This window comes from Tenacibaculum sediminilitoris (assembly GCF_964513795.1).
GTDB classification, from domain to species: domain Bacteria; phylum Bacteroidota; class Bacteroidia; order Flavobacteriales; family Flavobacteriaceae; genus Polaribacter; species Polaribacter sediminilitoris.
Window position 1 is genome coordinate 1 of sequence record NZ_CAZEQR010000006.1, and the last position, 23,695, is coordinate 23,695.

23 protein-coding genes are annotated in these 23,695 nt (G+C 30.1%); 5 read left to right on the forward strand and 18 right to left on the reverse strand.

Annotated features, from left to right (window positions below; genetic code table 11):
- From ACKTSW_RS02515 to ACKTSW_RS02570, 12 genes are all read right to left on the reverse strand, one after another.
- Positions 1-2,571: T9SS type B sorting domain-containing protein (locus ACKTSW_RS02515; RefSeq protein ID WP_408023699.1), on the reverse strand; the 2,571-nt coding region annotated here is incomplete at its 3' end.
- 10 nt (positions 2,572-2,581) lie between these two features.
- Complete coding sequence (locus ACKTSW_RS02520) at positions 2,582-5,434, reverse strand: T9SS type B sorting domain-containing protein (RefSeq protein WP_408023700.1); 2,853 nt, start codon at positions 5,432-5,434, stop codon at positions 2,582-2,584.
- A gap of 50 nt (positions 5,435-5,484) precedes the next feature.
- Positions 5,485-6,333, reverse strand: coding sequence for an ABC transporter permease (locus ACKTSW_RS02525; protein WP_408023701.1), 849 nt, complete (start codon positions 6,331-6,333; stop codon positions 5,485-5,487).
- A 9-nt stretch (positions 6,334-6,342) separates the two neighbouring features.
- Positions 6,343-7,239 (reverse strand): ABC transporter ATP-binding protein, encoded by an 897-nt coding sequence (locus tag ACKTSW_RS02530; RefSeq protein ID WP_408023702.1) that lies wholly within the window; start codon positions 7,237-7,239, stop codon positions 6,343-6,345.
- A 132-nt stretch (positions 7,240-7,371) separates the two neighbouring features.
- Positions 7,372-8,070: a response regulator transcription factor gene (locus tag ACKTSW_RS02535; RefSeq protein ID WP_408023703.1), complete on the reverse strand. Its 699-nt coding sequence runs from the start codon at positions 8,068-8,070 to the stop codon at positions 7,372-7,374.
- 12 nt (positions 8,071-8,082) lie between these two features.
- On the reverse strand, positions 8,083-9,648 hold the full coding sequence (locus tag ACKTSW_RS02540; RefSeq protein WP_408023704.1) for a sensor histidine kinase: 1,566 nt from the start codon (positions 9,646-9,648) through the stop codon (positions 8,083-8,085).
- 109 nt (positions 9,649-9,757) lie between these two features.
- Entirely contained in the window at positions 9,758-10,348 is a 591-nt protein-coding gene (gene coaE, locus ACKTSW_RS02545; protein WP_408023705.1) for a dephospho-CoA kinase, read from the reverse strand.
- Positions 10,349-10,350: 2 nt separating this feature from the next.
- Positions 10,351-11,280 (reverse strand): CdaR family protein, encoded by a 930-nt coding sequence (locus tag ACKTSW_RS02550; protein WP_408023706.1) that lies wholly within the window; start codon positions 11,278-11,280, stop codon positions 10,351-10,353.
- A gap of 79 nt (positions 11,281-11,359) precedes the next feature.
- Entirely contained in the window at positions 11,360-11,680 is a 321-nt protein-coding gene (gene yajC / locus ACKTSW_RS02555; protein ID WP_408023707.1) for a preprotein translocase subunit YajC, read from the reverse strand.
- Complete coding sequence (locus ACKTSW_RS02560) at positions 11,680-12,147, reverse strand: DUF1573 domain-containing protein (RefSeq protein WP_408023708.1); 468 nt, start codon at positions 12,145-12,147, stop codon at positions 11,680-11,682. Before ACKTSW_RS02560 ends, yajC begins: the two co-directional genes overlap by 1 nt.
- A 39-nt stretch (positions 12,148-12,186) precedes the next feature.
- Positions 12,187-13,125, reverse strand: a complete 939-nt coding sequence (gene nusB, locus ACKTSW_RS02565; protein ID WP_408023709.1) for a transcription antitermination factor NusB — start codon at positions 13,123-13,125, stop codon at positions 12,187-12,189.
- Between the two features lie 77 nt (positions 13,126-13,202).
- Positions 13,203-14,303, reverse strand: coding sequence for a Glu/Leu/Phe/Val family dehydrogenase (locus tag ACKTSW_RS02570; RefSeq protein ID WP_408023710.1), 1,101 nt, complete (start codon positions 14,301-14,303; stop codon positions 13,203-13,205).
- A 153-nt stretch (positions 14,304-14,456) separates the two neighbouring features.
- On the opposite strand from ACKTSW_RS02570, the gene ACKTSW_RS02575 reads away from it, so the two are divergent.
- Positions 14,457-16,211, forward strand: coding sequence for an ABC transporter ATP-binding protein (locus ACKTSW_RS02575; protein ID WP_408023711.1), 1,755 nt, complete (start codon positions 14,457-14,459; stop codon positions 16,209-16,211).
- 82 nt (positions 16,212-16,293) lie between these two features.
- Positions 16,294-16,656, forward strand: coding sequence for a PUR family DNA/RNA-binding protein (locus tag ACKTSW_RS02580; protein ID WP_408023712.1), 363 nt, complete (start codon positions 16,294-16,296; stop codon positions 16,654-16,656).
- 308 nt (positions 16,657-16,964) lie between these two features.
- Here the strand turns inward: ACKTSW_RS02580 and ACKTSW_RS02585 are convergent, their stop codons facing one another.
- From ACKTSW_RS02585 to ACKTSW_RS02595, 3 genes are read right to left on the reverse strand one after another with little or no spacing between them, the layout of a single operon-like run.
- On the reverse strand, positions 16,965-18,002 hold the full coding sequence (locus ACKTSW_RS02585; RefSeq protein WP_408023713.1) for a chorismate-binding protein: 1,038 nt from the start codon (positions 18,000-18,002) through the stop codon (positions 16,965-16,967).
- Positions 17,999-18,850, reverse strand: a complete 852-nt coding sequence (locus ACKTSW_RS02590; protein ID WP_408023714.1) for an alpha/beta fold hydrolase — start codon at positions 18,848-18,850, stop codon at positions 17,999-18,001. The genes ACKTSW_RS02585 and ACKTSW_RS02590 overlap by 4 nt, the downstream gene beginning before the upstream one ends.
- Position 18,851: 1 nt before the next feature.
- Positions 18,852-19,268 (reverse strand): PaaI family thioesterase, encoded by a 417-nt coding sequence (locus ACKTSW_RS02595; protein ID WP_408023715.1) that lies wholly within the window; start codon positions 19,266-19,268, stop codon positions 18,852-18,854.
- 59 nt (positions 19,269-19,327) lie between these two features.
- On the opposite strand from ACKTSW_RS02595, the gene ACKTSW_RS02600 reads away from it, so the two are divergent.
- Genes ACKTSW_RS02600 through ACKTSW_RS02610 form a run of 3 tightly spaced genes read left to right on the forward strand, consistent with a single transcriptional unit; the run spans position 19,328 to position 21,041 of the window.
- Positions 19,328-19,828 carry an IS1096 element passenger TnpR family protein gene (locus tag ACKTSW_RS02600; RefSeq protein ID WP_408023716.1) on the forward strand — a complete coding sequence of 167 codons (501 nt, stop codon included), beginning with the start codon at positions 19,328-19,330 and terminating at the stop codon, positions 19,826-19,828.
- Positions 19,829-19,831: 3 nt separating this feature from the next.
- The gene (locus tag ACKTSW_RS02605; RefSeq protein ID WP_408023717.1) at positions 19,832-20,452 is read left to right on the forward strand and encodes an L-threonylcarbamoyladenylate synthase; all 621 of its coding nucleotides are present in this window, start codon (positions 19,832-19,834) and stop codon (positions 20,450-20,452) included.
- Position 20,453: 1 nt separating this feature from the next.
- Positions 20,454-21,041, forward strand: a complete 588-nt coding sequence (locus tag ACKTSW_RS02610) for a hypothetical protein (protein ID WP_408023718.1) — start codon at positions 20,454-20,456, stop codon at positions 21,039-21,041.
- Here ACKTSW_RS02610 and ACKTSW_RS02615 read toward each other — a convergent pair whose 3' ends face one another.
- The 3 genes from ACKTSW_RS02615 to ACKTSW_RS02625 all read right to left on the reverse strand — a co-directional run bounded on the left by ACKTSW_RS02615 (position 21,042) and on the right by ACKTSW_RS02625 (position 23,570).
- Positions 21,042-22,040 (reverse strand): glycosyltransferase family 2 protein, encoded by a 999-nt coding sequence (locus ACKTSW_RS02615; RefSeq protein ID WP_408023719.1) that lies wholly within the window; start codon positions 22,038-22,040, stop codon positions 21,042-21,044.
- Positions 22,041-22,373: 333 nt separating this feature from the next.
- Entirely contained in the window at positions 22,374-22,982 is a 609-nt protein-coding gene (locus ACKTSW_RS02620) for a hypothetical protein (RefSeq protein WP_408023720.1), read from the reverse strand.
- A 318-nt stretch (positions 22,983-23,300) separates the two neighbouring features.
- Complete coding sequence (locus ACKTSW_RS02625; RefSeq protein WP_408023721.1) at positions 23,301-23,570, reverse strand: hypothetical protein; 270 nt, start codon at positions 23,568-23,570, stop codon at positions 23,301-23,303.
- Positions 23,571-23,695 lie beyond the last annotated feature (125 nt).

Here is a 23,695-nt window from a genome sequence, read left to right on the forward strand (position 1 = left end):
TTTTCCGTTAGAATCAATTAGTTCAGCATTATACCAGTAATCATTAGAAGGAAGAATAGTACCATTGTATACCCCATTCCATCCAGAGTGATTTTTGTCAGTAATTTCATTAATGAGTTTTCCAAAACGATTAAAAATTTGAACTTTAACAACATCGTAATAATCATTATCAACTCCTAAGACTTTCCATGTATCAAAATGTCCGTCTCCGTTTGGTGTAAAATGGCGTTGAAAATAAACGGTTGAAATTTTATTAGATGTTACAATACCGCAACCATTTCGATCTCTAATAGAAATAGCGTTTAACCCAGGAGGAATATCAGTAAAGGTATATGAAAGGTTTTCCTCATCTTTTACAAAATCACTAAGGTTAGTACTGTTTAAGGCATATTCATAATCACCTATTCCTTCTATTAGGATTTGAATTTTATTACCATCTGGATTATCTTGATCATCTACAGATTGCACATTGATAATTAATGCTTGATTTGATTCTTTTACAAAAAATGTGTTATATCCCATACAATCTTCAGAAATATTAGGGTATTTTCTATAGGCTTCAACTTTATATTCTCCTCCAGTATTGGCAGTATGAATTGCTGCTGTTTCTCCGGAGAGTAAACTACCGTTTAAATACCATTTGTAAGTGTCGTTTGGGTTTCCTGTATCAGCATTTAAAGGAACTGTATGAGGTTGGGGGCTAAGTCTTGGATTATCAATACATAAAACAATATTACCCAAATCTCCTTGAGGTACAGGAAGGTTTTCAACATGTAGGTTAAACCTACCCACACTTTCACAAGCATTGTTATTTTTTGACATAATTCTTACAAATACCTCTGCGTTATTAGTAAATAAATCGTCTTCATAAGGAGGTAGAATTTTGTTTGTTTCTAAGGAAGCATCACTAGATGTTCTGTAAAATTCAATAGAATGTGTAGAGGTTGTTAAAGCTCCATTAGATTTAGTAATAATATCATTTCTTTTTATGTCGAAATCAAAAAAAGTATTACCAGTACCAATACTAAATTTGGCATTTGGGTTTGAAGCATTCATGTCTAATTCACACGAGTACATATCATCAAATGTACTGAGGCCTGAAGAGTTAACAGTTAAATCTAAGCTTCCTGAATTAAAACATTGCGTTGTGTTATCTATAATTTTTACAAGTAAGTTTTGACTGAATGGGGTTATGTTAGTGTAATTATTTGGTAATGTTATAGGAGAGTTGTTGTCAAAGTCAGTTTGATTTTCAAAAAAAAGAACAGAAACATTAGTGTTGTTGTTTGATATTTCAGCTTCTTTACTTTGTAGGTTAAATATAGTAATCCCGTCGGTAGGGTTAGCGTCAAAATCACATTGTTGGTATGGTTGTAATGTAACAAAATCAGGAACAGGCGTTACTATTAAATCAAAGCTAGTAGCAGTATTTAAACATCCAAAGTCGTTTTCAGCCCTGATAAAAATAGTTTGGGTATCTTTTTTAGTGTTTGTAAAAAAAGTGTTTTTATTTATGGGGTTTAAAGCGTTTTGTGCATCCGAAAGATTTTGGTGATAACTTACTTTATGTGTATTTGGATCTAGTGTTCCCAAAATTTCACTGTCTTTTGAAGATAGTAAAAATGAAGCATATAAACCATCGGTATTATTTCCACTATTAATGTCATCGCACACAACGTAGTTAGTTGGAGAGGTAATATTTACGGTGTTATTTACAGTAATATTATAATCGGTTACAGAAAAGCATTCGGAATTTATGTTTGTTAATCTTACAAATATTTTTTGAGGATTACTTGTATTTTTAAAGGTACTTGGATTTGTTATAGGGTTTGTATTAGTTTGAGCATCATTATTGCTTAAATGATAACTGATTTTAACATCTGTTTGACCATTTAATATTGAATTGTCATTGACAGTCAGGTCAAAATTTGTACTGTTATCAAAGATACCATCGCTATCACATTTTTCTAAGTCGTATGATTGACCAACTGTTGGAGTATTAATTGTTGGAGGTTTATTAAAAGTAGCACTACCGGTCCAATCAATTTTAAAGCTACTATTACCTATAGGTCTATCAATAACTAGAAAATAAGAATCATTATCGTTAACATTTAAAGAACTTACAAAACTATTACCTAGCGCACCTGGGCCTTCAGAGACATCCGTTTCAGAGCTTTTAATACCTGTTAGGTTGTTTCCTTGGTTACTTGCTGCAGGGTTTGTAGTAGAACAACGTATGGCTTGACCGATGTTTCCACAGTTTACGTTTGGACCAAATATAAAAAAATCAAAATCGATATTAATATCAGTATTATGACTGCCATCGGGATTAGTTGGAGTTAAGGTGAAACCCAATGTTCCTCCTTGATCAATTTTAATTTTAATCCATAAGCTATTATTTTCTTGACTAGAACAAGTATTAGAATCAAAAAGTTCTTGAACACCTACTCCTGTGGCATTTAGGTTTTGAAAACCACTATTACCACAAACAACAATAGCATCAGAGCAATCATTTTGAGCAAATAGAGGTATGTAAGTAAACAATAAACTTAAAACAATTAACTTTTTCATAGCGTGTAATCTATTTTCTAAGTAGTGAAAAATGCCCAGTTTTTTTTCTTATTTTTCCGTTAGAATCAATTAGTTCAGCATTATACCAGTAATCATTAGAAGGAAGAATAGTACCATTGTATACCCCATTCCATCCAGAGTGATTTTTGTCAGTAATTTCATTAATGAGTTTTCCAAAACGATTAAAAATTTGAACTTTAACAACATCGTAATAATCGTTATCAACTCCTAAGACTTTCCATGTATCAAAATGTCCGTCTCCGTTTGGTGTAAAATGGCGTTGAAAATAAACGGTTGAAATTTTATTAGATGTTACAATACCGCAACCATTTCGATCTCTAATAGAAATAGCGTTTAACCCAGGAGGAATATCAGTAAAGGTATATGAAAGGTTTTCCTCATCTTTTACAAAATCACTAAGGTTAGTACTGTTTAAGGCATATTCATAATCACCTATTCCTTCTATTAGGATTTGAATTTTATTACCATCTGGATTATCTTGATCATCTACAGATTGCACATTGATAATTAATGCCTGATTTGATTCTTTTACAAAAAATGTGTTATATCCCATACAATCTTCAGAAATATTAGGGTATTTTCTATAAGCTTCAACTTTATATTCTCCTCCAGTATTGGCAGTATGAATTGCTGCTGTTTCTCCGGAGAGTAAATTACCGTTTAAATACCATTTGTAAGTGTCGTTTGGGTTTCCTGTATCAGCATTTAAAGGAACTGTATGAGGTTGAGGATTAAGTCTTGGGTTATCAACACATAAAATAATATCATTTAAGTTACCTTGAGGTACAGGAATTTCTTCTACAAAAATTTTAAAATTGCCTACAGCTTCACAAGATGTGACTCCTTTATTCGAAATTCTAACATAAACATCAGAATTATTAGTAAATAAATCGTCTTCGTATGGAGGTAGAATTTGATTTATTTGCAAAGAAGCATCATTAGCAGTTCGATAATATTCAAAATCATGAGTAGCTTCTGATAGGACTCCTCCAGAATTAGAGATGATTTGTTGCGTTTTTAAAGAAAAATCAAAAAAACTATCACCAGTACCAATGCTAAATTTTGCATTTGGGTTTGAAGCGTTTTGGTCTAACTCACAAATATATTCATCAGTATAAGAAGTCAATCCAGTAGGATTTACTTGTAAATCAACAATCTCTGTTTTATAACATTGTGTTGTATTATTGGTAACTTTTACTGTAATAGAATGGTTTGTTGCTACTGAGTTAACATAGTTGTTTTTATTTAGGGGTGTAGAATAATTAACATCAGATATTTCAAAAAATGCTATAGAAATATCAGTAAAGTCATTTACTAATAAAGGTTCTAGTAATTCAAGGTTAAAAGAAGTAAAGCCATCAAGAGGGTTACTGTCAAAATCACATTGAATATAGGTGTCTATTTTATTAATAGTAGGTTTAGGCTCGAAATAAATTTGAACCTGACCTGTATATGTTTTTTTACATTCAGTAGCAGATTCTATTTTAATTTCATACAATCCACTACCAAAATTTGTGTTATCTATCGTTAAACTTCTTGTATTTGCTACTTTTACACCATCTTTAAGCCAAGTGTAAGTATCGCTAGGGTTATTTTTTTCTGGTTCAATAGTATAAGAATTTCCAATACAAAAAACTTGATTATTATTATTTAAAACCTCATTATTAGATAAATTAACTAATTTAACAGGCGCAAAAAATGATTGAATAAATGGAGGAAGCCCTTGAGAAGATGTAGCTCCTCCTAAGTCTACAGCGTTTGAGGTAAATATTACATTACTAGCATCTTCTTCTGGGTTTTCAATAATTCCTAAGTATGATTTGTCAGGAATTGAAGCATAAATTTTTCCGTTAGGGGCTAGTTGTAAAGCACCTCTGTATCCTGGCTCTTGATGAATTTGAGTTTTTGTTTGAAGTATATTGGCATCTAATAAGTCGTATTGAAATATTCTAAAAGAACCGCTGCTTTCGTGATATAAAGAAGTATATAATTTTCTTGACTGCTGTGAAAACTCTACACCATAGGGAGAGCCATCTACAGGGCCATTGGTAAGTACTAATCTATTAGATGCAACTTTACCTGTAGTGTTATCAAAGTCATATAAAACTAATCTACCTCTTCCATCGTTGGTAAAATCGGCTAAAGCGACTTTAGTTCCGTCAGGAGAAACTTTTAAATATCCTCTTTTATCTATTAATGAATAAGAAGAAAATGAAGTCACCGGGTTATTAGCATCTACTCCATTTTTATCTATTTTATATGCATAGAAAGTATTTTGTACTATAGATAGTATCCAAATTTCGGTACAGTTACTTCCTTGTACAGCGGTAACTTTCTCTGACCATTGAAAATCTCTACCATCAGATAGATTAACAGGACCAGCAATAATTTCACCACCATTTCCTTTAGATATATTAATTGTGTAAAAATTAAAACCAGGGTTACTAGGGTAGGTAGCATTGAAAGGTATAAAATCAGTCCCTACCGTAAATATGTAATAAATATTTTTATCCTCTGGATTCGGAACAATTAAACCAGATTGTGAACTGGAGGGATTTCCTTCTAGGTTGTTTGCCAAACTACCATCAGAATATTTCATTAACTCATGATTTTTTGTCCAAACTTTTATTCCGTCAGAATAAAATAAAAGGTTTCCATTTTCATCGGAGATACTTGAACATCCTTCATCAGTACTTAGTAAGCCATCCTGAAGAGAGATGGGAGCACCAGAGTTAAAGTCAAGGCCTGCATTTTTTCCGAAATACCAAAAATTAGCTTCTTTTTGACAGTAAAGAGAAATTGAGGATATAATAAAAAATACCAGTAATAGTTGTTTTTTCATTCAAATTAAATTTGTTATACAAATAAAACAACTAAATTACATAAAACCCTCTATAAATCACGTTTTTTTAACAAAGCATATGATGAATAAATAAAAATAGCAGTCCATATTAAAACAATTGCAATATTTAATAAACTGACTGAATAGTCTTTTGTGAAATTTTCTCCTATTTGATTGGCTACAGATTTAACTGCTCCTAATCGTGTAAAAGGTTCCTTAATTAAATTAGCCATTGATTCCAAAGGAAAAAATTGCATAATAGAGTTTACGGCTTCATCTACACCTGTTTTTACACTTCTAAACGTCCAGTATAAATATCCTTTAATTAAGCTTTCTACAATTAACCAAACAATCATGGCAGCTACAGCAAAGGCAGAGCGTTTAATTAAGATTCCTAAAAATAATCCAAAAGAGAAAAAACCTAAAAGTTTAATAAAAAAAGCAAGTAAATAATCTAAATCTGAAAAAATAATAGAAATTTCATTAAAATCAGAATACATAGCTCCAAGAATTAAAGAAACAATAAATACAAATATGGTAGAGATAAAAGCAAAAGCTATAACAGTATAAAATTTTGAAAGAACAAATTCTTTTTTACTTAAGCCGTCTATTAAATTTTGTTTTAAAGTCTTATAACTATATTCATTAGCCATCATTGATACAATAACCAATAGTAAGAAAAATTTAAAAATAGCAGCCATATAAGTATTGAAGTGCCAGATATAAGGGAAGTTAAAAATACCCTGTTCAGCCAAGTGAAATTTAATGGGGCCAATATCAAATTTAATCGCAGCAATTAAGGCTATAGATGTTAATAGTGCAAAATATATAATAGAAAGAACTTTACTAGCTCTGTTGTATTTTAGTTTATGAAACTCTATATTTAAAAGTCGTAGCATAATGTAGGTTTATAAGTTGTTGGTTAGATCTAAGAACTGTTGTTCTAAACTAGGTTTACGTTTTACTAAATGTGAAAGAGAAATACCATTCTCAAATGAAAATTTATTGATTTCTGAAGCAGATAATTCAGAAGCCAGATTGGCAATTAAAATTCCATTTTCTTCTTTAATATTTCCTATTGAAGCATGGTTTTCTAATAATTTTTTTAATTCATTTTGATTACTTGCTTGAAGTTCAAAATATCCGTTAGAAGCAGACATTTCATCAACCCTACCACTGTATAATTTTATACCATTTCTTATTACGACAACATGCGAACACACTTTCTCTACTTCATCAAGTAAGTGAGAAGCAAGTAAAATTGTTGTTCCATTTTTAGCAATATCTTTAATTATTTGACGAATTTCATGAATACCTTGTGGATCTAATCCGTTTGTAGGTTCATCTAAAATTAAAATTTCTGGGTCATTTAATAATGCTGAAGCAATTGCTAAACGTTGCTTCATACCTAAAGAGTAAGTTTTAAATTTACTATTTCTGCGTTCAAAAAGATTTACAATTTTCAGCTTTTCATCTATCATCTCATAAGAAACACCTTTTATTTTACAAATTAATTGTAGGTTTTGAACTGCACTCATGTAAGGGTAAAAATTTGGGCGTTCTATAATGGCTCCTACTTTTTTTAATGCTTCGTGTGTAGATAATTTGCCATTAAACCAGCTAAAGTTACCAGAGGTTTTGTTAACTACATTTAAAATGATTCCTAAAGTGGTAGATTTTCCACTTCCGTTAGGACCTAGTATACCATAAACATTTCCTTTTTGAATATCGAAAGAAAGATTATTTACGGCATGAACTTTTCCGTATTTTTTATCGAGGTTTTGAATTGATAAAATTGTTTCCAAGCTATTTTGGTTTTTGTTGATTATATGTATTTGACGATTGATATAAATTATTGTTACAATGTATAAAAAAGAAAAGACTTCTTGAAATCAATAAGTCTTTTGTTGTTTTATAAAAAAGTATAATAAATAGTTCTATTTATTGTCAATAAGTCTAAAACCTTCACCGTGAATGTTTAAAATTTCAACATTTTCATCACTTTTTAAATATTTACGAAGTTTAGCAATGTAAACATCCATACTACGAGATGTAAAGTAGTTATCATCTCTCCATATTTTTGTTAAGGCTAGTTCACGAGGCATTAAATCGTTTTTATGAATAGCTAACATTCGTAAAAGTTTACTTTCTTTGGGAGATAACTTTTGAGGTTCACCGCCTTTGTATATTAAATGGCGTAGTTTTGAGTTAAAATCAAATCCCCCGATTTTAAATTCAAACTCATCACTATCATTTGTTTTTTCAGTTTCTTTACGTTGTAAAATAGCTTTAATTTTATGTAATAAAACTTCAGAGTCAAACGGTTTGTTCAAGTAATCATCTGCTCCAACTTGATATCCTTTTAAAACATCTTCTTTGAGTGTTTTTGCTGTTAAGAAAATAATTGGAATTTTTTTATTTGTAGATCTAATGTCTTCAGCTAAAGAGAAACCATCTTTACGAGGCATCATAACATCTAAAATACACAAATCATATTCTGCATTTTTAAACATAATTAAACCATCTATTCCATCTTTAGCATGTGTTACATTGTAATCATTTAATGCTAAATAATCTTTTAGAACCGTTCCAAAATTAGGATCGTCTTCTACTAATAATATTTTTTTGCTCTCCATCTCTTTACTCTTTTATATTAATGGTATTTTAACTGTAAATGTACTTCCTATATCTTTTTCACTTTCAATATGTACGGTGCCTTGGTGGCTTTCTATAATTTCTTTTACATAAGCTAATCCTAGGCCATGGCCTTTTACATTATGGATGTTTCCTTTATGTTCTCTATAAAATTTATCAAATACATATTTTTGAGCATTTCTACTCATTCCTATGCCTTCGTCTTTTACTTTAAAGATAAAGTATTTATTTGTGTTTTCAGTAAAAACATCAATTTTTGGTGTGTTTTCTGAGTATTTTAATGCGTTTTCTAATATGTTTACAACGACATTTGTTAGGTGAAGTTGATTTCCTAAAACTTCTGTTGAAATAGCTTTAAAATGTGCTGTAACAGTTCCCTTTTTATCATCAGTTAATAACTGAATATGTTCAATTGCTTCTTCTATTATGTCGTGCATATCTATGGCATCCTTACTAATTTCAAGTTGGTTTTTCTCTAATCTTGAAATTCGTAATACATTTTCTACTTGTCCATGCATGCGTTTGTTTTCATCTCTAATCATTTGAACATAACGCTTCACTTTATCCTCATCAGATATGATTTTCGGGTTTTTAATAGCGTCTAAAGCTAAATTAATAGTAGCAATAGGTGTTTTAAACTCATGTGTCATATTGTTAATGAAATCTGTTTTTATTTCAGATATCTTTTTTTGACGAATAAGCTGATATAAAGATGTTGAAAAAGCAGCGATAATAATTCCTATAAAAAATAAAGAAAGTATCAATACCTTCATCATGCCAGAAAGCAGATTTTTTTTCTCATCAGGAAATTTTACATATAACTTATATTTACTATTCCCGTTTTCATCTTCAAGAAGAGGATAATTTATATCTTCTGGTTGTATGTTAAAATATCCAGACTTTAACTGTGTTGCTAATCCATCTTCATAAACTACATACTTAAAATCTTGATTAATACTCATTTTAGCAAGTTCATCTTTAAGCGTATTGTTTAATTCTTGATTGCTTATGCGTTGATTAATAGGGTATATGCGTTTGCTTTCTCTAAAAGCACGTTCCATAACCTCATTATTTAAGTTGTCGTAGCTTTTGTAAACAGAGAATCTATTTTCATTTAAAAAAGGTTTAAAGTCTCTGTTTTCTGATTTTATTACTTGAGAAAAATAAACATCTTCTTTGCCTGAATAACGCTTTATAACAATAGAATCATTGTCTACAAATTCACTTGGTATTTTTATACTTTCTTCTAAGATAGTATTTCCAAAAGTGAACTTTTTTTTACTTATAGTGTCTACTTGTTGAAAGAGAAACGTTGTTATTTCAGCATCCGTTCTTAACTTGTTGTTTTCAAAGAACTCTTGGTAATTTTGTAAAAACTCTTGGTGCTCTCTATCTTTTATACTTTCAGAGGTACGAGCCAAAGCAATTGTTACATTGTTTTTAAATTGTTGATGTTTGTTTTTTATGGCATCCTTAATCCAGTACACTTGAATAGATATAATTCCTATTAAAGAAATACTCATTAAAACAACAATAAGAATAAAGATTTTCTTACCCATTATTCAAAAATAAATTAATAAAATATAGGGGGGTAATGTTTTAACTTATATTAACAAAGTTATTGTAAAATTAAGACAATTTTAACATAAAAAATTAACAAAACGTAAATTAAGCAAATCCTTTTGTTAAATAATTGTGAATTTTTAATACTTGTTCTTTTGTTTTTGTAAGTGTAATGTTTTCAATAATATAATTAGATTGGAGTGTCTTTTTTGTTTCACTACACTGGTTTTTAATTCTGTTTAGAACTTCCTCTTTAGTAGAGTTGTCTCTTTTTACAACCCTGTTAATTCTTATTTCTAGTGGAGCAGTTACCGTAATGATTTTATCACAAAAAAAATCATTTTTATTTTCAAAAAGTATAGCATTTTCATATAATATATAATCCTTATCAGTATTTTGCTTTATGAAATTTTGAAAGTGATTGTTTACTACTGGGTGTACTATAGAATTAAGTATAGTTAGCTTTTTTTTGTCTTTAAAAACTATAGCTGCTAAGTAAGGTCTATTTAATTTATCTTCGATATAGGTTTTTTCTCCAAATTCAGAAACTAACTGCTTTTTAATTTCTACAGAAGTATTCATGAGTTTTTTAGCCTCATCATCAGCAATGTAAATAGCTATTTTTTTAAATTCCGAAAACATTTTAGCTACGGTAGATTTACCACTGCCTATGCCACCTGTTAATCCCACTATCATAATTATTCGTATATTAAAAAATCAATTTTATTAGGAACCACTCTTACTAAAGTAACTGTTTTAGGGAAATTTTTTACTTTTGGAGTAAGATAACTTGTTTCTTTATTTTCAGTTTGACTATAATCGCATTCAACTTTAAATGAATCTGGAGTAACCTCATTAAAGTTTTGTAACCCAACTTTAAAAATTACTTTTACTTTTTTGGGAAAGATATTAATTCCTTTAGGTGCATTTTTAACAAATACAGGTACTTCTATTTCTCCTTCAGTAAACTTATCAACTTCAATATTAATTTCTGCAAATGAATAATTTGATTTAAGATCTATATTTTCAGGAAAAAGGATAGGAGTAGTAACTTTTGTGTTTTTTGATAGGTTTTCTAAAGTGATATTTTTTAAGTTTAAAAACTCAGTTTTTTTAATAGAATCTTCATCACCAGAAATTAAAACACTATCAGGACTAATTGTTATTGGTTTAGAAAAGTCATAACCTAACTGAAAACTGATGTTTAAATTAGGTTTTAAAGGAACTTTTTTAGAACTTAATGTACCAATTTTTATAGGAATTGTGTCTTTTTGAATTTCAATTAGTTCAATACCAGATTTTAGTTGCTCTTTTATGTCTGAAGATATATTTTTAGATAAAAAATAGTAATTATGATCTCTTTTTTTAAAAGCTTTATTTAAATCTAATTGAATAGGAGTGTGGTTAAAACTGGCTACAAGTAAATTATATCCGCTACTTTTTAGTTTTAAAGCAAGTTTATTAATAGGTGCTTCTAGTAATATTTTTTGTTGAGGGAGTTTTTCATACTCAATATCATATTCAATAGTAGTATCGTACTCTTTAGAAAGGTTTATAAGCAGCCAAAAAAATATAGAAGCGGTTAAAAAACCAAAAAAAGTTTTAGGTATGTTAAATTTTGTTTTCAAAGAATAGTTTATTGATGCAATCTACATAAAAAACAAAAAAGAGAGCTCATGAGCTCTCTTTTTTGTTTTTTATGTACTGTTACTTTTTACTTTCGGTAGCGTACTTTTTGCTCAATTCCATTGAAATGGCAGAACGTTCAAACTTAATTTTTCCAGCTCCTGTTTCAATAGTTACAGTATTATCGGTGTCGTTTATTTCTAAAATTTTACCGTGAATACCACTAGTAGTAACTATTTTAGCCCCTTTTTTAATTTCAGTTTGAAATAGTTTTTCCTTTTTTTGACGTCTCATTTGCGGACGAATAATTAAAAAGTAAAAAACGGCTATCATTGCCACAAAAGGAAGCATGTTCATTAAATTTTCTTGTGAGCTAGCTTGTAAAAAAATGGTTATAAACATTATGCTTCTTTCTTTTTAGGGGTTACCATTCCAGAAATCTTGATAACTTCTCTACCTGTTTCAGTATTGGTAGTTAAGGTTATAGATTTGGATTGTTTGTTTGGTTTTCCACTCGTGTTAAACTTAACTTCAATGTTTCCAGTTTCACCAGGAGCAATTGCTTCTTTAGGCCAACTTGGAACAGTACAACCACAAGATGCTTTTGCATTGGTAATAATTAAATCGCTTTTACCTGTATTTGTTACTACAAAGGTAGTTTCAACAACATCTCCTTCGCTAACAGTGCCAAAGTCAAATTCTTCCTTATCAAAAGAAATAACAGGAGCACCTAAGTTAATAGAGTTGTCTCTTTTTTCAGCGTTTTCAATATTTTCTTTTTTAACCTTTGATGAAGCATTTCCTTGTCCGCAAGAAACTAACATTCCTGAAGAAACAATAAAAACTACTATAACTGCTATTTTTTTCATTGTAAAAAATTTTTAATTCGTTGTAAAAATAATAATTTATTATAATAAACCTCTACCAATTTTAACCATCTTGTTAGAGCTTAGGTAATCTTTTGATAATTTATCTAAAACACCATTAATAAAGTAGCCACTTTTGCTTGTTGAATAGTCTTTTGCTAATTCAATATATTCGTTTATGGTAACTCTACTAGGAATAGAAGAAAAGTGTAAAAACTCAGAGATAGCCATTTTAATAATAATCATATCAATATCAGCAATTCTGTCAGCTTCCCAGTTAGGTGTTTTTTCTTTTATATCTTCTTCATATTTGTGTTGATGTAATACCGTTTTAGTGAATAAGTCAGAAACAAATATTTTATCTTCGTTGTCTTTATACAAGCTTCCTAAAATAAAAGGTTTGTTAGCTTTTTGTTTATTTAAAGATTTAAGAATCCATGTGTTAACAAAAGGAATGTCATCTACCCAAGAAATCATTTTATCTTCAAAATAGTCAGCTAATTTTTCATTAGGAGCTACTATTTCTCTAAAAAAATCAATCACAAAAGCTTTATCTACATTAAAAGAGTCTTCAATAGTGTCCATGTATTTTTTATAAAGATCACTTTTTTGCAACTCATCTAATAGAATTTTCACATATTCATCGTCAAGATCCCAGTAATTAAGCTTGTTAAGCTCAACGTAGCCTTCTAAACTTACACTTTCGTTAAGTAAGTTTATTAGCTTATTATCTATAAATTTTGTGTTAGGGTTTAGTTCTTCTTTGGTAGCAAGTATCTTTTTCTTAGAAAGCTCTATTCTTTTATGAGCTAATTTTTGCATCTCAACTAATAATTGAAGATTTAAAACGTACAAGTCGTACATTTTTTGAATGCTATGCTTTAAGAATTTTTCTTCTTTAACTAAATCATCACTATGTGATTGTTGCATTGCATAAACTGATTGCATTACTTTAACTCGAATATGTCTTCTATTAATCATTTTAAAGAACTTTAAAAAAAAGAGCGATAGAAACTATTTCTAACGCTCTGCAAAAGTAAAACTTTTTTGTTTTTTATCTAGCTATTTTGCTCTTTTTTACGAGCATTAATTCTTACTTGTGCAATATTAAAAGCAGCTTGATGTGTAGTAATATTTTCTTTGTCTGATAAATTAAAAATTTCTAATGTAGTGTTATAGATGTTTTCAGTTCTCTTTAAACTTTCTGCTTTGTCATAACCTTCAACTTCTGCATACACATTAATAATACCACCAGCGTTGATTAAGAAGTCGGGTGCATATGCAATTCCTTTTTCTTTTAACATCATACCGTGCTTCAATTCGTTTGCTAATTGGTTGTTAGCAGCACCCGCAATTACTTTAGCTTTAAGTTGTGCAATACTTTCATCATTAATAGTAGCACCTAAAGCACAAGGAGCATAAATATCAAGGTCTAATCCGTAAATATCATTTCCTAATACTACATTAGCACCATATTTTTTGCTTAACTCTTCTAAACGAGCTTCATTAATATCGTTTAAGATAACCTGAGCACCTTCGTCGGTAATATACTTCACTAAAGTTTCTCCAACATGACCTACACCCTGTACTAAAACTTTTTTTCCATCTAAGTTTTCAGTTCCAAACTTATATTTAGCAGCAGCTTTCATTCCTATATAAACACCATAAGCAGTTACAGGAGAAGGGTTTCCAGATCCGCCTATACTTTCAGAAATACCTGTTACATGGGGAGTAACTTCTCTAATAATATCCATATCACGAGTTTCCATACCAACATCTTCAGCAGTAATGTATTTTCCACTTAAAGAATTAACAAACTCACCAAATTTACGCATTAAAGCGTCATTTTTTTGAGTTTTAGCATCACCAATAATAACTGCTTTACCACCACCAAGGTTTAAACCAGTAATGGCAGACTTATAGGTCATACCACGAGACAAACGTAATACATCGTTTAAAGCTTCCCATTCACTTTTATATTGCCACATTCTTGTACCTCCTAAAGCAGGTCCTAAAGTTGTGTTATGAATACCAATAATTGCTTTTAAACCTGTATCTTCGTCGTTGCAAAAAACAATTTGCTCGTGATTATCAAAAGATAATTGACCAAACACTGGGTCATTCTTAAGGTCTTTAGTATCAATGATTTCTGATGTCATTTGTTTAGTTTTTAATTTGAGATGAATTGAGTAATCTCAAAAATTCGAGCGCAAAAATAAGAAATCGTTAAAACATAAGCAAAAAAAGAGGTCTGAATTAGGGTATCTTTAACAAGAACCTTTATAAAGTTTAATTTCTATAATAAGATAAAATTGAAAGCATTACAATACTTAAATAAGTACTTTGTTAAATACAAGTGGAGATTGTTGTTAGGGGTTTTAATTACAATATTATCAAAAATATTGACACTTAAAATTCCAGACTTTGTTGGTGATTCTTTGAACGTGGTAGAAGATTATCAGTTGGGTAAAATAACAGAAATGTCTGAGGTAAAGAATATACTCTTTAATAATATTCTACTTATTGTTGGGGTAACTTTACTAGGTGGTTTTTTTACTTTTTTAATGCGTCAAACTATTATTGTAATGTCTCGATTAATAGAGTTTGACCTGAAAAATGAAATTTACCAACAATACCAACGATTATCTCTTAATTTTTATAAGCAAAATAGAACTGGAGATTTAATGAATCGTATTAGTGAAGATGTGTCCAAAGTTCGTATGTATTTTGGACCAGCCATTATGTATTCATTAAATATGTTAGTATCGTTTATTATTGGTTTTACTCAAATGTATGCAATTTCACCAAAACTTACTTTGTATACGATGATACCATTTCCTGTGTTATCGATATCAGTTTTTATTTTGAGTAAACAGATAAATAAAAGAAGCACGGTGGTTCAGCAATACTTATCAAAGTTAACTACTTTTAATCAAGAATTCTTTTCTGGTATTAATGTCGTAAAGTCATATGCAATAGAAAAAGCGGTTATTAAAAATTTTGATACGTTGGCAGATGCTAGTAAAGATAAAAATATAAGTCTATATAAGGTACAAGCATTATTTTTTCCATTAATGATATTTTTAATAGGAGTAAGTAATATTATAGTGTTATATGTTGGAGGCATTTTGTATATAAATGGAGAAATCCAAATAGGAGCCATTGGAGCATTTGTAATGTATGTAAACATTTTAACATGGCCAGTAGCTGTAGTTGGTTGGGTAACTTCAATGGTGCAACAAGCAGAAGCTTCTCAAGAAAGAATAAATGAATTTTTAGAACAAGTCCCTGAAATTATAAATACCAATGAAAATGAAACGGTAATAGAAGGAGAAATTGAGTTTAATCATGTTTCTTTAACTTATGAAGATACAAATATTACTGCGCTAAAAGATATTAGCTTTAAAGTAAAGAAAGGAGAAACACTGGCAATTTTAGGAAAAACAGGAAGTGGTAAATCCTCAATTATTAACCTAATTTCGCGATTATATGATACTACAGGAGGAACTGTGTTGATAGATGAAAAAGATATTAAAACATGTAATTTATACGACATAAGAAATCAAATTGGGTTTGTGCCGCAAGAACCATTTCTGTTTTCAGATACCATTGAAAACAATATAAAGTTTGGTAAAGAAGACGCCACAGAAGAAGAAATTATTGAAGCAGCTAAAAATGCGGTAATCCACGAAAATATTATCGATTTTAAAAAAGGATACAAAACTATTTTAGGAGAACGTGGTGTTACACTTTCCGGAGGTCAAAAGCAACGAACTTCTATTGCAAGAGCAATTATAAAGAACCCTAAAATTTTAATTTTTGATGATTGTTTATCGGCTGTAGATACAGAGACAGAAGAACAAATTTTAACAAACTTAGAGAGAGTATCTAGTGATAAAACAACCATTATTATAAGTCACAGAGTATCATCAGCTAAAAATGCAGATAAAGTTATTGTATTAGATAACGGTAAGATTGTTCAACAAGGTGTTCATAATCAATTGGTAAAAGAGAACGGTTATTATAAAGAATTATTTGAGCAACAACTTTTAGAAAAAGAAATATAACATTTCGTATTGCCAAGTCAAATATTTTGTTAGATTTGTTGAGAAATTTTAAGTAAACAACTATTATTTTAAGTAGCGAATTATGAGCGAGAGAGTTGAACAAGAAGAAATCTTTTCACAAGTTTTAAGAGCAGGAAGAAGAACTTATTTTTTTGATGTTAGATCTACAAAAGCAGATGACTATTATTTAACAGTAACAGAGAGTAAGAAATTTACTCATGATGATGGTTCTTTTCATTATCAAAAACACAAAATTTACTTATACAAAGAAGATTTTACTGACTTTAAAGAAATGCTAAATAAAGCAACAGACTTTATTGTTAATGAAAAGGGGTCTGAGGTAATTAGTGAACGTCATCAAAAAGATTACAAAAAAGAAGAAAATGAACCAACAGAAGCTACCTCTACTGAAAGCTTTACGGATGTTTCTTTCGACGATATTTAAGCAGAAGAAACTGTTTTGCATACCCTTTTAAATACAAGTTATATATTTGTGTTTAATAATGAATGAATTTAGGCAGAAAAAAATCAATTCAAATTCAATTTACACATTAAAACCGCCATTTGTTTTACAACAATTGGTGGTTTTATATTTTTTATTCATACTAAATGGTATAGCAAGCTTTACTAGTTAATACCAAAACTACTTATACTGTTTCATCAGTTTAAATGTCAAAGCTGCTTCTGCTGTGTCTTGATATATATAATAGAAAACTAACTTTCATTACAAGAAGTTTTTTAATAGGTGTTTATCTATAAAACTTTTTTCATGGTAGTTGTTTTAGCTACCGTTTCTTGCCATTCTTTTATAGCGTTACTATCTTGTGTAATTCCTCCACCAACATAAATGTAAACGATATGATCAACGATTTGCATGCAACGAAGATTAACAAACAAATTACTTTCATTAGTGTTAATATTTAACTCACCTAAGAAACCTGTATAAAAACCCCTATGATAATTTTCATTCTCTAAAATAAATTGTTTTGAAGCCTCTAAAGGCAATCCGCAAACAGCTGGAGTAGGGTGTAAGGTTTTAATCAAAGCAGCAGTATTAGTTTTTAATTTACCGCTAAGAATAGTTCTTAAATGAAGTAATTTACCAGCTTTAATAGTTTCAATTTCTGATGTTGTAATTTTTGAAGAGACACTTGATAATCTTTCAGAAATATAATCAGTAACAAACAGTTGTTCTTCTATTTCTTTAGTTTGCCAGGTAACATTAGTCGTTCCTTTATAAACTTGCGTCCCTGCCAATGACATTGTGGTAAATTGATTGTTTTGAATACTAACTAAAGTTTCAGGAGTAGCACCTAGCCATAAACCTACTTTTGGATGATACCATACATATACAAAAGCAGTAGGGTAGTTGCATAACAATTTTTGAAAAGTTTGAATAAGGTTAAAATCAGATACTTCAATTTTTTCTTTTCTAGAAAGTACTACCTTTTTAAATAGCTTGTTGTTGATGGCTTGAACTCCCTTTTCAACTAATTGAGTATGATTTTCTTCGGAAGAAGAATCAGCAGGGTAAGTTGTATCATCAATAAAAATGTTATTGAGAGTTATCTCCTCTTGGTAAAAGTCAGATTGCTCTTCAGAAATTATAATTGCCTTCTCACTACTGTCAAAAGGGGCAAAAATGAACCCGCTCTCGCTGTAATTTTTTAAAGTAATTAAATTATTGTTTTTTTGGAACCTTCCCTTTAGTACAGAAGTATTAGGTTTTCTATAGGCAACAAAAGGTAATTGTTTTTGTAAGGTTTCTTCTATTTTTAAAAAAATATTCAATCTAATTGATGTATTAAAAGTTGTTTAATATCGTCAAATTTACTCCAAATAAATCCATGACCAGCATCAGGAATACGAATCAATTCAAACTGATTTTTAGGAAACTGATGTTCTAAAAAAGTAGAATTCTCAAAAGGAACAATCCAATCACTGGTTCCATGAATACTTACAATTCTGTTAGGAGTAGACTTCCAACTATTTTCAAAAAGTCGTAAATCTTGTTTATGAGATAATTTTTCTCTGCTTGCTTCTTGCCAAACAGAAGGAACAAGCCATCGGGTAAGCTTCCACTTGTATAGGTTTAAAGACCAAGGCATAGGCTCTACTTTACTATACACAGCAGGTGCCAATAAAATTACTTTACGAACCTTTTGCTGTATGGCCAAAGCAATAGGGCCACCATAAGAATACCCCACTAAAATTATTTTATCAGTATTTATATCTTGTAAAATACTACTTAACATATCGCGTTCAAAAGCAATACTTTCTTGTACAGTATTTTTATCTTGATAATTATAACCAACTCTGTCGTAAGAAATCATATTAGCTTTGCTAAGCAATATACTGTCTTTCATGTATTCAATAAAATCGGTAGAAGAACCTATGGTTCCATGAACAAAAACAAGTGTAGGTAAAGTGGTGTCTTTTACAATGGAAAGTTTTCTGTATTCAAATCCTTTAAAGTTTTTATGAATAAGTATAGGCAGAACAGAACTATCAACAAACTTTTCAAGTACTTTGGAGTCAGATTTCGGAGCAGAAAAACTCCAAAACAAATAATACAAAATAAGGAAGATTACAAAGAGAGTAATTCCAATAAATTGTAAGGTTTTTTTTAGCAATTTCATGCTATTCTTTATCTAAAACAATATTGGTAATCTTACAAAGAGAAACCAAATTATCATCTTCATCAACAATTCGTACTTCCCACAAATGCGTAGTTCTACCTTTATGAATTGCTTTAGCAGTAGCAAAAACATACCCTTCTCTTTTACTTTTTATGTGGTTTATGCTTAGTTCAATTCCTTTTACAATTTTAGCTGAATCTCTTAAGAAAAAAGCGGAGGCACAACTACCAACCGATTCTGCTAAGGCAGCCGTGGCTCCGCCGTGCAATATTCCATAAGGTTGGTGTACTTTTGGAGTCACTGGCATTTTAGCAGTAATAAAATCATCACCTAAATTAACAAACTCTATTTCTAGAGTTTCCATTAAAGTGTTTGTATTGTAACTATTTAAGATTGTGAGAGATTCTTGTTTGTTCATTGTTACTAGAAAATTATCATTCAAAAATACGTATTTTTGCATTGAATAAAAATGATAGAATGTATAAAGTACGCGTAATTTTAGATACAAAAGAAGATGTAATACGAACACTCATAGTAAATGAAAAAGCTTCGTTAGAAAACCTACATTTTGATATCGCAAAAGCGTTTGGTTTTAACGGACAAGAAATGGCATCTTTTTACCGTACCGATGAAGAGTGGAACCAAGGAGAAGAAATCCCTTTGTTTAATATGTCAGAAGCAGGAGAAGGAATTTCAATGGCTACTTGTTTTTTAAATGAAACTTTACCTAGTCAACACGATAAGTTGATTTATGTGTATGATTTCTTGCAAATGTGGACATTTTATGTAGAGGTAATAGAGCAATCAAATGAAATACTTACTGAAACGAAAATGATTTTATCTGTAGGTGAGCTACCAGAAGAAGCTCCAGAAAAAGAGTTTAAAGTAGAAGATTTTTCAAAAGATATAGATGATGAAATTGATGATGAATTTAATAACTTTGAAAGTCTAGATGATTTTGACTTTGGTAATTATTAAGCTATGGCACAATTTATAAAATTGTATAACGACAATCCCAATCCAAAAGAGATTGAAAAAATTGTAAAAGTTTTACAAAATGGCGGATTGATTATTTATCCAACAGATACTGTATACGGATTAGGTTGCGACATAACCAACACTAAAGCACTAGAAAAAGTAGCAAGAATAAAAAAAGTAAAGCCAGAAAAAGCCAATTTTTCATTTGTTTGTAATGATTTGAGTCATTTGTCAGATTATGTAAAACAAATTAATACTACCACTTATAAAATTTTAAAAAGAGCACTACCAGGGCCGTATACTTTTGTATTACCAGGAAGCAATTCACTCCCTAAAGCCTATAAAAAACGTAAAACGGTAGGTATTCGTGTACCCGATAATAATATCGCAAGAGCTATTGTAGCAGCCTTAGGAAACCCTATAGTATCCACTTCTATCCATGATGAAGATGAAGTGTTAGAATACACTACAGACCCTGAATTAATTTTTGAGAAATGGCAAAATATTGTAGATGTTGTGGTTGATGGTGGGTATGGAGATAACTATGCGTCTACCGTAATAGATTTAACAACCGATGAGCCAGAAGTGCTGCGTGAAGGAAAAGGAAGTCTAGATATTTTGTAAAATGAAGAGAAAAAATTTTGTGTTAATTTTAATATTCTTCTTAGTGTCGGTCAATTGTAATTCACAAGAGTTATCAGAGGGACAAAAGCTATGGAGCAATGATAGTAAATTAACGGTTAAGGATTATAAATTAAAAAAGTCGGATGCTTACAATGAAGTGATTGTTAGTCAATTCTTGATTTCACATCAAGTTAAAGGATTCGATTTTTTTAAGAAGAATTTTAATAATAGAGTTTTAAACATTTTTGTAGGAAATGCTTCTTGGATTGATACAGACAATATTTCAAATATTGATAAACAACTACTGTTTCAACAACTTCAATTTGATTTAGCAGAAATTTGTACTAGACATTTTAGGAGAAGATTATTGTTAAATAAAAGAAAAATTGCTAAAGGCTTTACAATTGTTAATGAAATTAGCAATGAAATAATTGCTGAATTTTCATCGAGAAGATTAAAGTTTGTAAATGAAACAAAGAGAGGTCAAGATGAAAATAAAATTAAAGAATGGAAAGAAAGAATAATAAAAGAACTAGAAGAATTAAAAGAATTTAGGTTTGAAAATAAAAAGAGAATCAAGCTTAAATAATTACTTCAATTTGTTGAACTGTTTTCTGCCTTTAGCATAGTACTGCCAAACAATGGATTTATGTTGGTAGTAATTTGAGTTTTTAGTTAACCTATCCCTCTTTTTTAGAAACTTAGAGAGATACATGTAAAAACTAAAATGAGCTTTTAAAATTGCTAATAAATGTTCAGGCTTTCCTTCCATTACAAATTTAAGACCTGCCAAACCATCCAATACTAAACGAGAAAAAATGATTGGAAACAATTTTACCGATGGTAGATTTTTAACTAAGTTAAGCAAACTATTTCTAAAATTTAAAAACGTTTTTCTAGGATTCAAAGTATCCAATGTAGCACCACCAACATGATATACAGTTGAAGTTCCCACATACTTTATAGTATGTCCATTGTTTTTAGCACGCCAACACAAATCAATTTCTTCTTGATGGGCGAAAAAATCTTCATCAAAACCATTCAATTGATAAAAAACAGCTGAGCGAATAAAAAAACAAGCACCTGATGCCCAAAAAATTTCGGCAGTATCGTTAAACTGTCCATTGTCAGTTTCCAAATCATTAAACAAACGACCACGACAATACGGATATCCAAAAGCATCAATAAATCCACCAGCTGCACCAGCGTATTCAAACTTCAATTGGTCTTTAAAATCTAAAATTTTAGGTTGAATAATAGCTGTGTTAGGCTCCTTTTTAAAAGTATCAATAATAGGAGTTAACCAGTTTTTAGTGACTTCAATATCAGAATTTATTAAACAATATACATCGGCGTCAATATGCTGTAGTGCATCGTTGTAACCTTTAGCATACCCACCATTTTCGACATTCTCTACAATTTTTACAGAAGGAAAATGTTGTTTAACAAACGCAATAGAATTGTCTGTCGAAGCATTGTCAGCGACATACACTTCCGCTTCTTCAGAACTAAAATTAAAGACAGAAGGTAAAAATTGCTCAAGCAATTTTTTTCCGTTCCAGTTTAATATGACGATAGCTGTTTTCAAGACGGCAAATTTACAGTTTATAAATGAAATGCTGTTAAAAAAGTATGCGTCATTCTATATTCCGTCATTTCGAATAAATATAAGAAACCTCATTCAGGCGAGTAACTCTTATTGCTGAGTTTTCTCAGTCGTAATCTCCTATGTAATGACGGAAAAGCGTCATTTACAAGTAGTAAAGAAGTAACCTGCCTGTCGAGAGTGAGATAGCCAAGCTGTTGGCACTCCTCGCTATGACGTTCATATTACTGTCATTACGAACGAGGAACGAGGAGAAACCGTAAGGTTAAGCGAAGCTAAACCTCATTCAGTAAAATAGCTCTTATTATTAAGCCACTATCTTACATTCTCCAAACTAAACTTAAAAGGTTCAGAACCACCACCAGTCATAACAATATCAGCACTGTTAATACCCAATAGGTTAATTTCTGTGTTAATTTGTGAAATAATAGCTGAATTAAGAAATTCTCCTTCTTCAATTTCAGAAGCAGTACCAATGTAGATACTAGGGTTAAATTTAAAAACCGCTTTTTGCCCCGGTGAAACATTAATCTTGCTAGCTAATAACTTACCATTTCTGTAACAGTTCGCATTAATAGCGCCTCGTGTTAAATTGTTTCGTACTTCTATTTCTTCTAGATTCATTGCTGGAGTTGAAGAATTTTGTAAAACATCTCCAGTGGTATTTTCAACCACTTCAAAAGCACTTCCATTATGTGCTGTTAATTTAGGCGTGTTATTTCCATGAGAATCACTAGTAGCAATTTGAAAGTTAGTAGTGTAATCGATAGGGTGGTTGTCCATACTTTTTGGTTTGTGAATTACTTTCCATGCAGTAGTAGGCTTATCAAAATTGTCAGCAATATTCTTTTGAAAAATTACAACACTGCTGTTATTGACATCATTTGACTTGTTTATGAAATTTAATTTAATATTGTTACTCATAAAGTTAGTTTTTGGATGCGAATTTAATAAATATAAAACAAGAGAAATAAAGGATTACTATAAGCGCATTGTTTTACGTGTTAAAATATGTGAAGGATGTCATCAATGATATTACCTTCATTCCGAACGACGTACGAGGATAAATTGTAAGATTCAGTAAAGCTAAATTTCAATAACAGAAGTAATTCCTATGTTTAAGACTTCTCGTCGCTTATAAAATCGTTCTATCGAAATTGTAAAGGTTAACTAATTCGTTGACATTTTTGGTTAAAAATATTAAGAGTCATACTATTTAAACCTTGGTGTGGTCTTTCTTGATTATAATAATAAATATATTGTAATACTTCTTCTTTCAAAAGGATGTTTTACTTTGTTTTTTTCAAATTCAAGACCATTATCTGTTAAAACTTTCTTGAATTTAATATTATAATGACTGGCAAGAATATTAAAACCTCTAAGTCTAGAAAACATTTTTGTTAATACAGTTAAACCTTCTGTTAACTCTACCCAAGCAACACGTGTACAGGAATCTTCTTGCTTTCCATTTAAGACCTCTTTTTTGAGGTAATAAATCTTTTTGATTATCACTTTACTTAAAGCGATTGTAATACTTTAAAAAAGTACCTCTATCTGTGCTATTAGCTTCATAAAGTTCTTTTATAAAATGATAGCGAGAATGTACTTTATTTTTTACTTGTTCGTACTCACAAATC

Bases quoted from the DNA above. Each gene is read 5' to 3' on its own strand.
- ACKTSW_RS02520 (WP_408023700.1), bottom strand. From the start codon at position 5,434: ATGAAAAAACAACTATTACTGGTATTTTTTATTATATCCTCAATTTCT.
- ACKTSW_RS02525 (WP_408023701.1), bottom strand. From the start codon at position 6,333: ATGCTACGACTTTTAAATATAGAGTTTCATAAACTAAAATACAACAGA.
- ACKTSW_RS02535 (WP_408023703.1), bottom strand. From the start codon at position 8,070: ATGGAGAGCAAAAAAATATTATTAGTAGAAGACGATCCTAATTTTGGA.
- ACKTSW_RS02540 (WP_408023704.1), bottom strand. From the start codon at position 9,648: ATGGGTAAGAAAATCTTTATTCTTATTGTTGTTTTAATGAGTATTTCT.
- coaE (WP_408023705.1), bottom strand. From the start codon at position 10,348: ATGATAGTGGGATTAACAGGTGGCATAGGCAGTGGTAAATCTACCGTA.
- yajC (WP_408023707.1), bottom strand. From the start codon at position 11,680: ATGTTTATAACCATTTTTTTACAAGCTAGCTCACAAGAAAATTTAATG.
- ACKTSW_RS02560 (WP_408023708.1), bottom strand. From the start codon at position 12,147: ATGAAAAAAATAGCAGTTATAGTAGTTTTTATTGTTTCTTCAGGAATG.
- nusB (WP_408023709.1), bottom strand. From the start codon at position 13,125: ATGATTAATAGAAGACATATTCGAGTTAAAGTAATGCAATCAGTTTAT.
- ACKTSW_RS02570 (WP_408023710.1), bottom strand. From the start codon at position 14,303: ATGACATCAGAAATCATTGATACTAAAGACCTTAAGAATGACCCAGTG.
- ACKTSW_RS02580 (WP_408023712.1), top strand. From the start codon at position 16,294: ATGAGCGAGAGAGTTGAACAAGAAGAAATCTTTTCACAAGTTTTAAGA.
- ACKTSW_RS02590 (WP_408023714.1), bottom strand. From the start codon at position 18,850: ATGAAATTGCTAAAAAAAACCTTACAATTTATTGGAATTACTCTCTTT.
- ACKTSW_RS02595 (WP_408023715.1), bottom strand. From the start codon at position 19,268: ATGAACAAACAAGAATCTCTCACAATCTTAAATAGTTACAATACAAAC.
- ACKTSW_RS02600 (WP_408023716.1), top strand. From the start codon at position 19,328: ATGTATAAAGTACGCGTAATTTTAGATACAAAAGAAGATGTAATACGA.
- ACKTSW_RS02605 (WP_408023717.1), top strand. From the start codon at position 19,832: ATGGCACAATTTATAAAATTGTATAACGACAATCCCAATCCAAAAGAG.
- ACKTSW_RS02610 (WP_408023718.1), top strand. From the start codon at position 20,454: ATGAAGAGAAAAAATTTTGTGTTAATTTTAATATTCTTCTTAGTGTCG.
- ACKTSW_RS02620 (WP_408023720.1), bottom strand. From the start codon at position 22,982: ATGAGTAACAATATTAAATTAAATTTCATAAACAAGTCAAATGATGTC.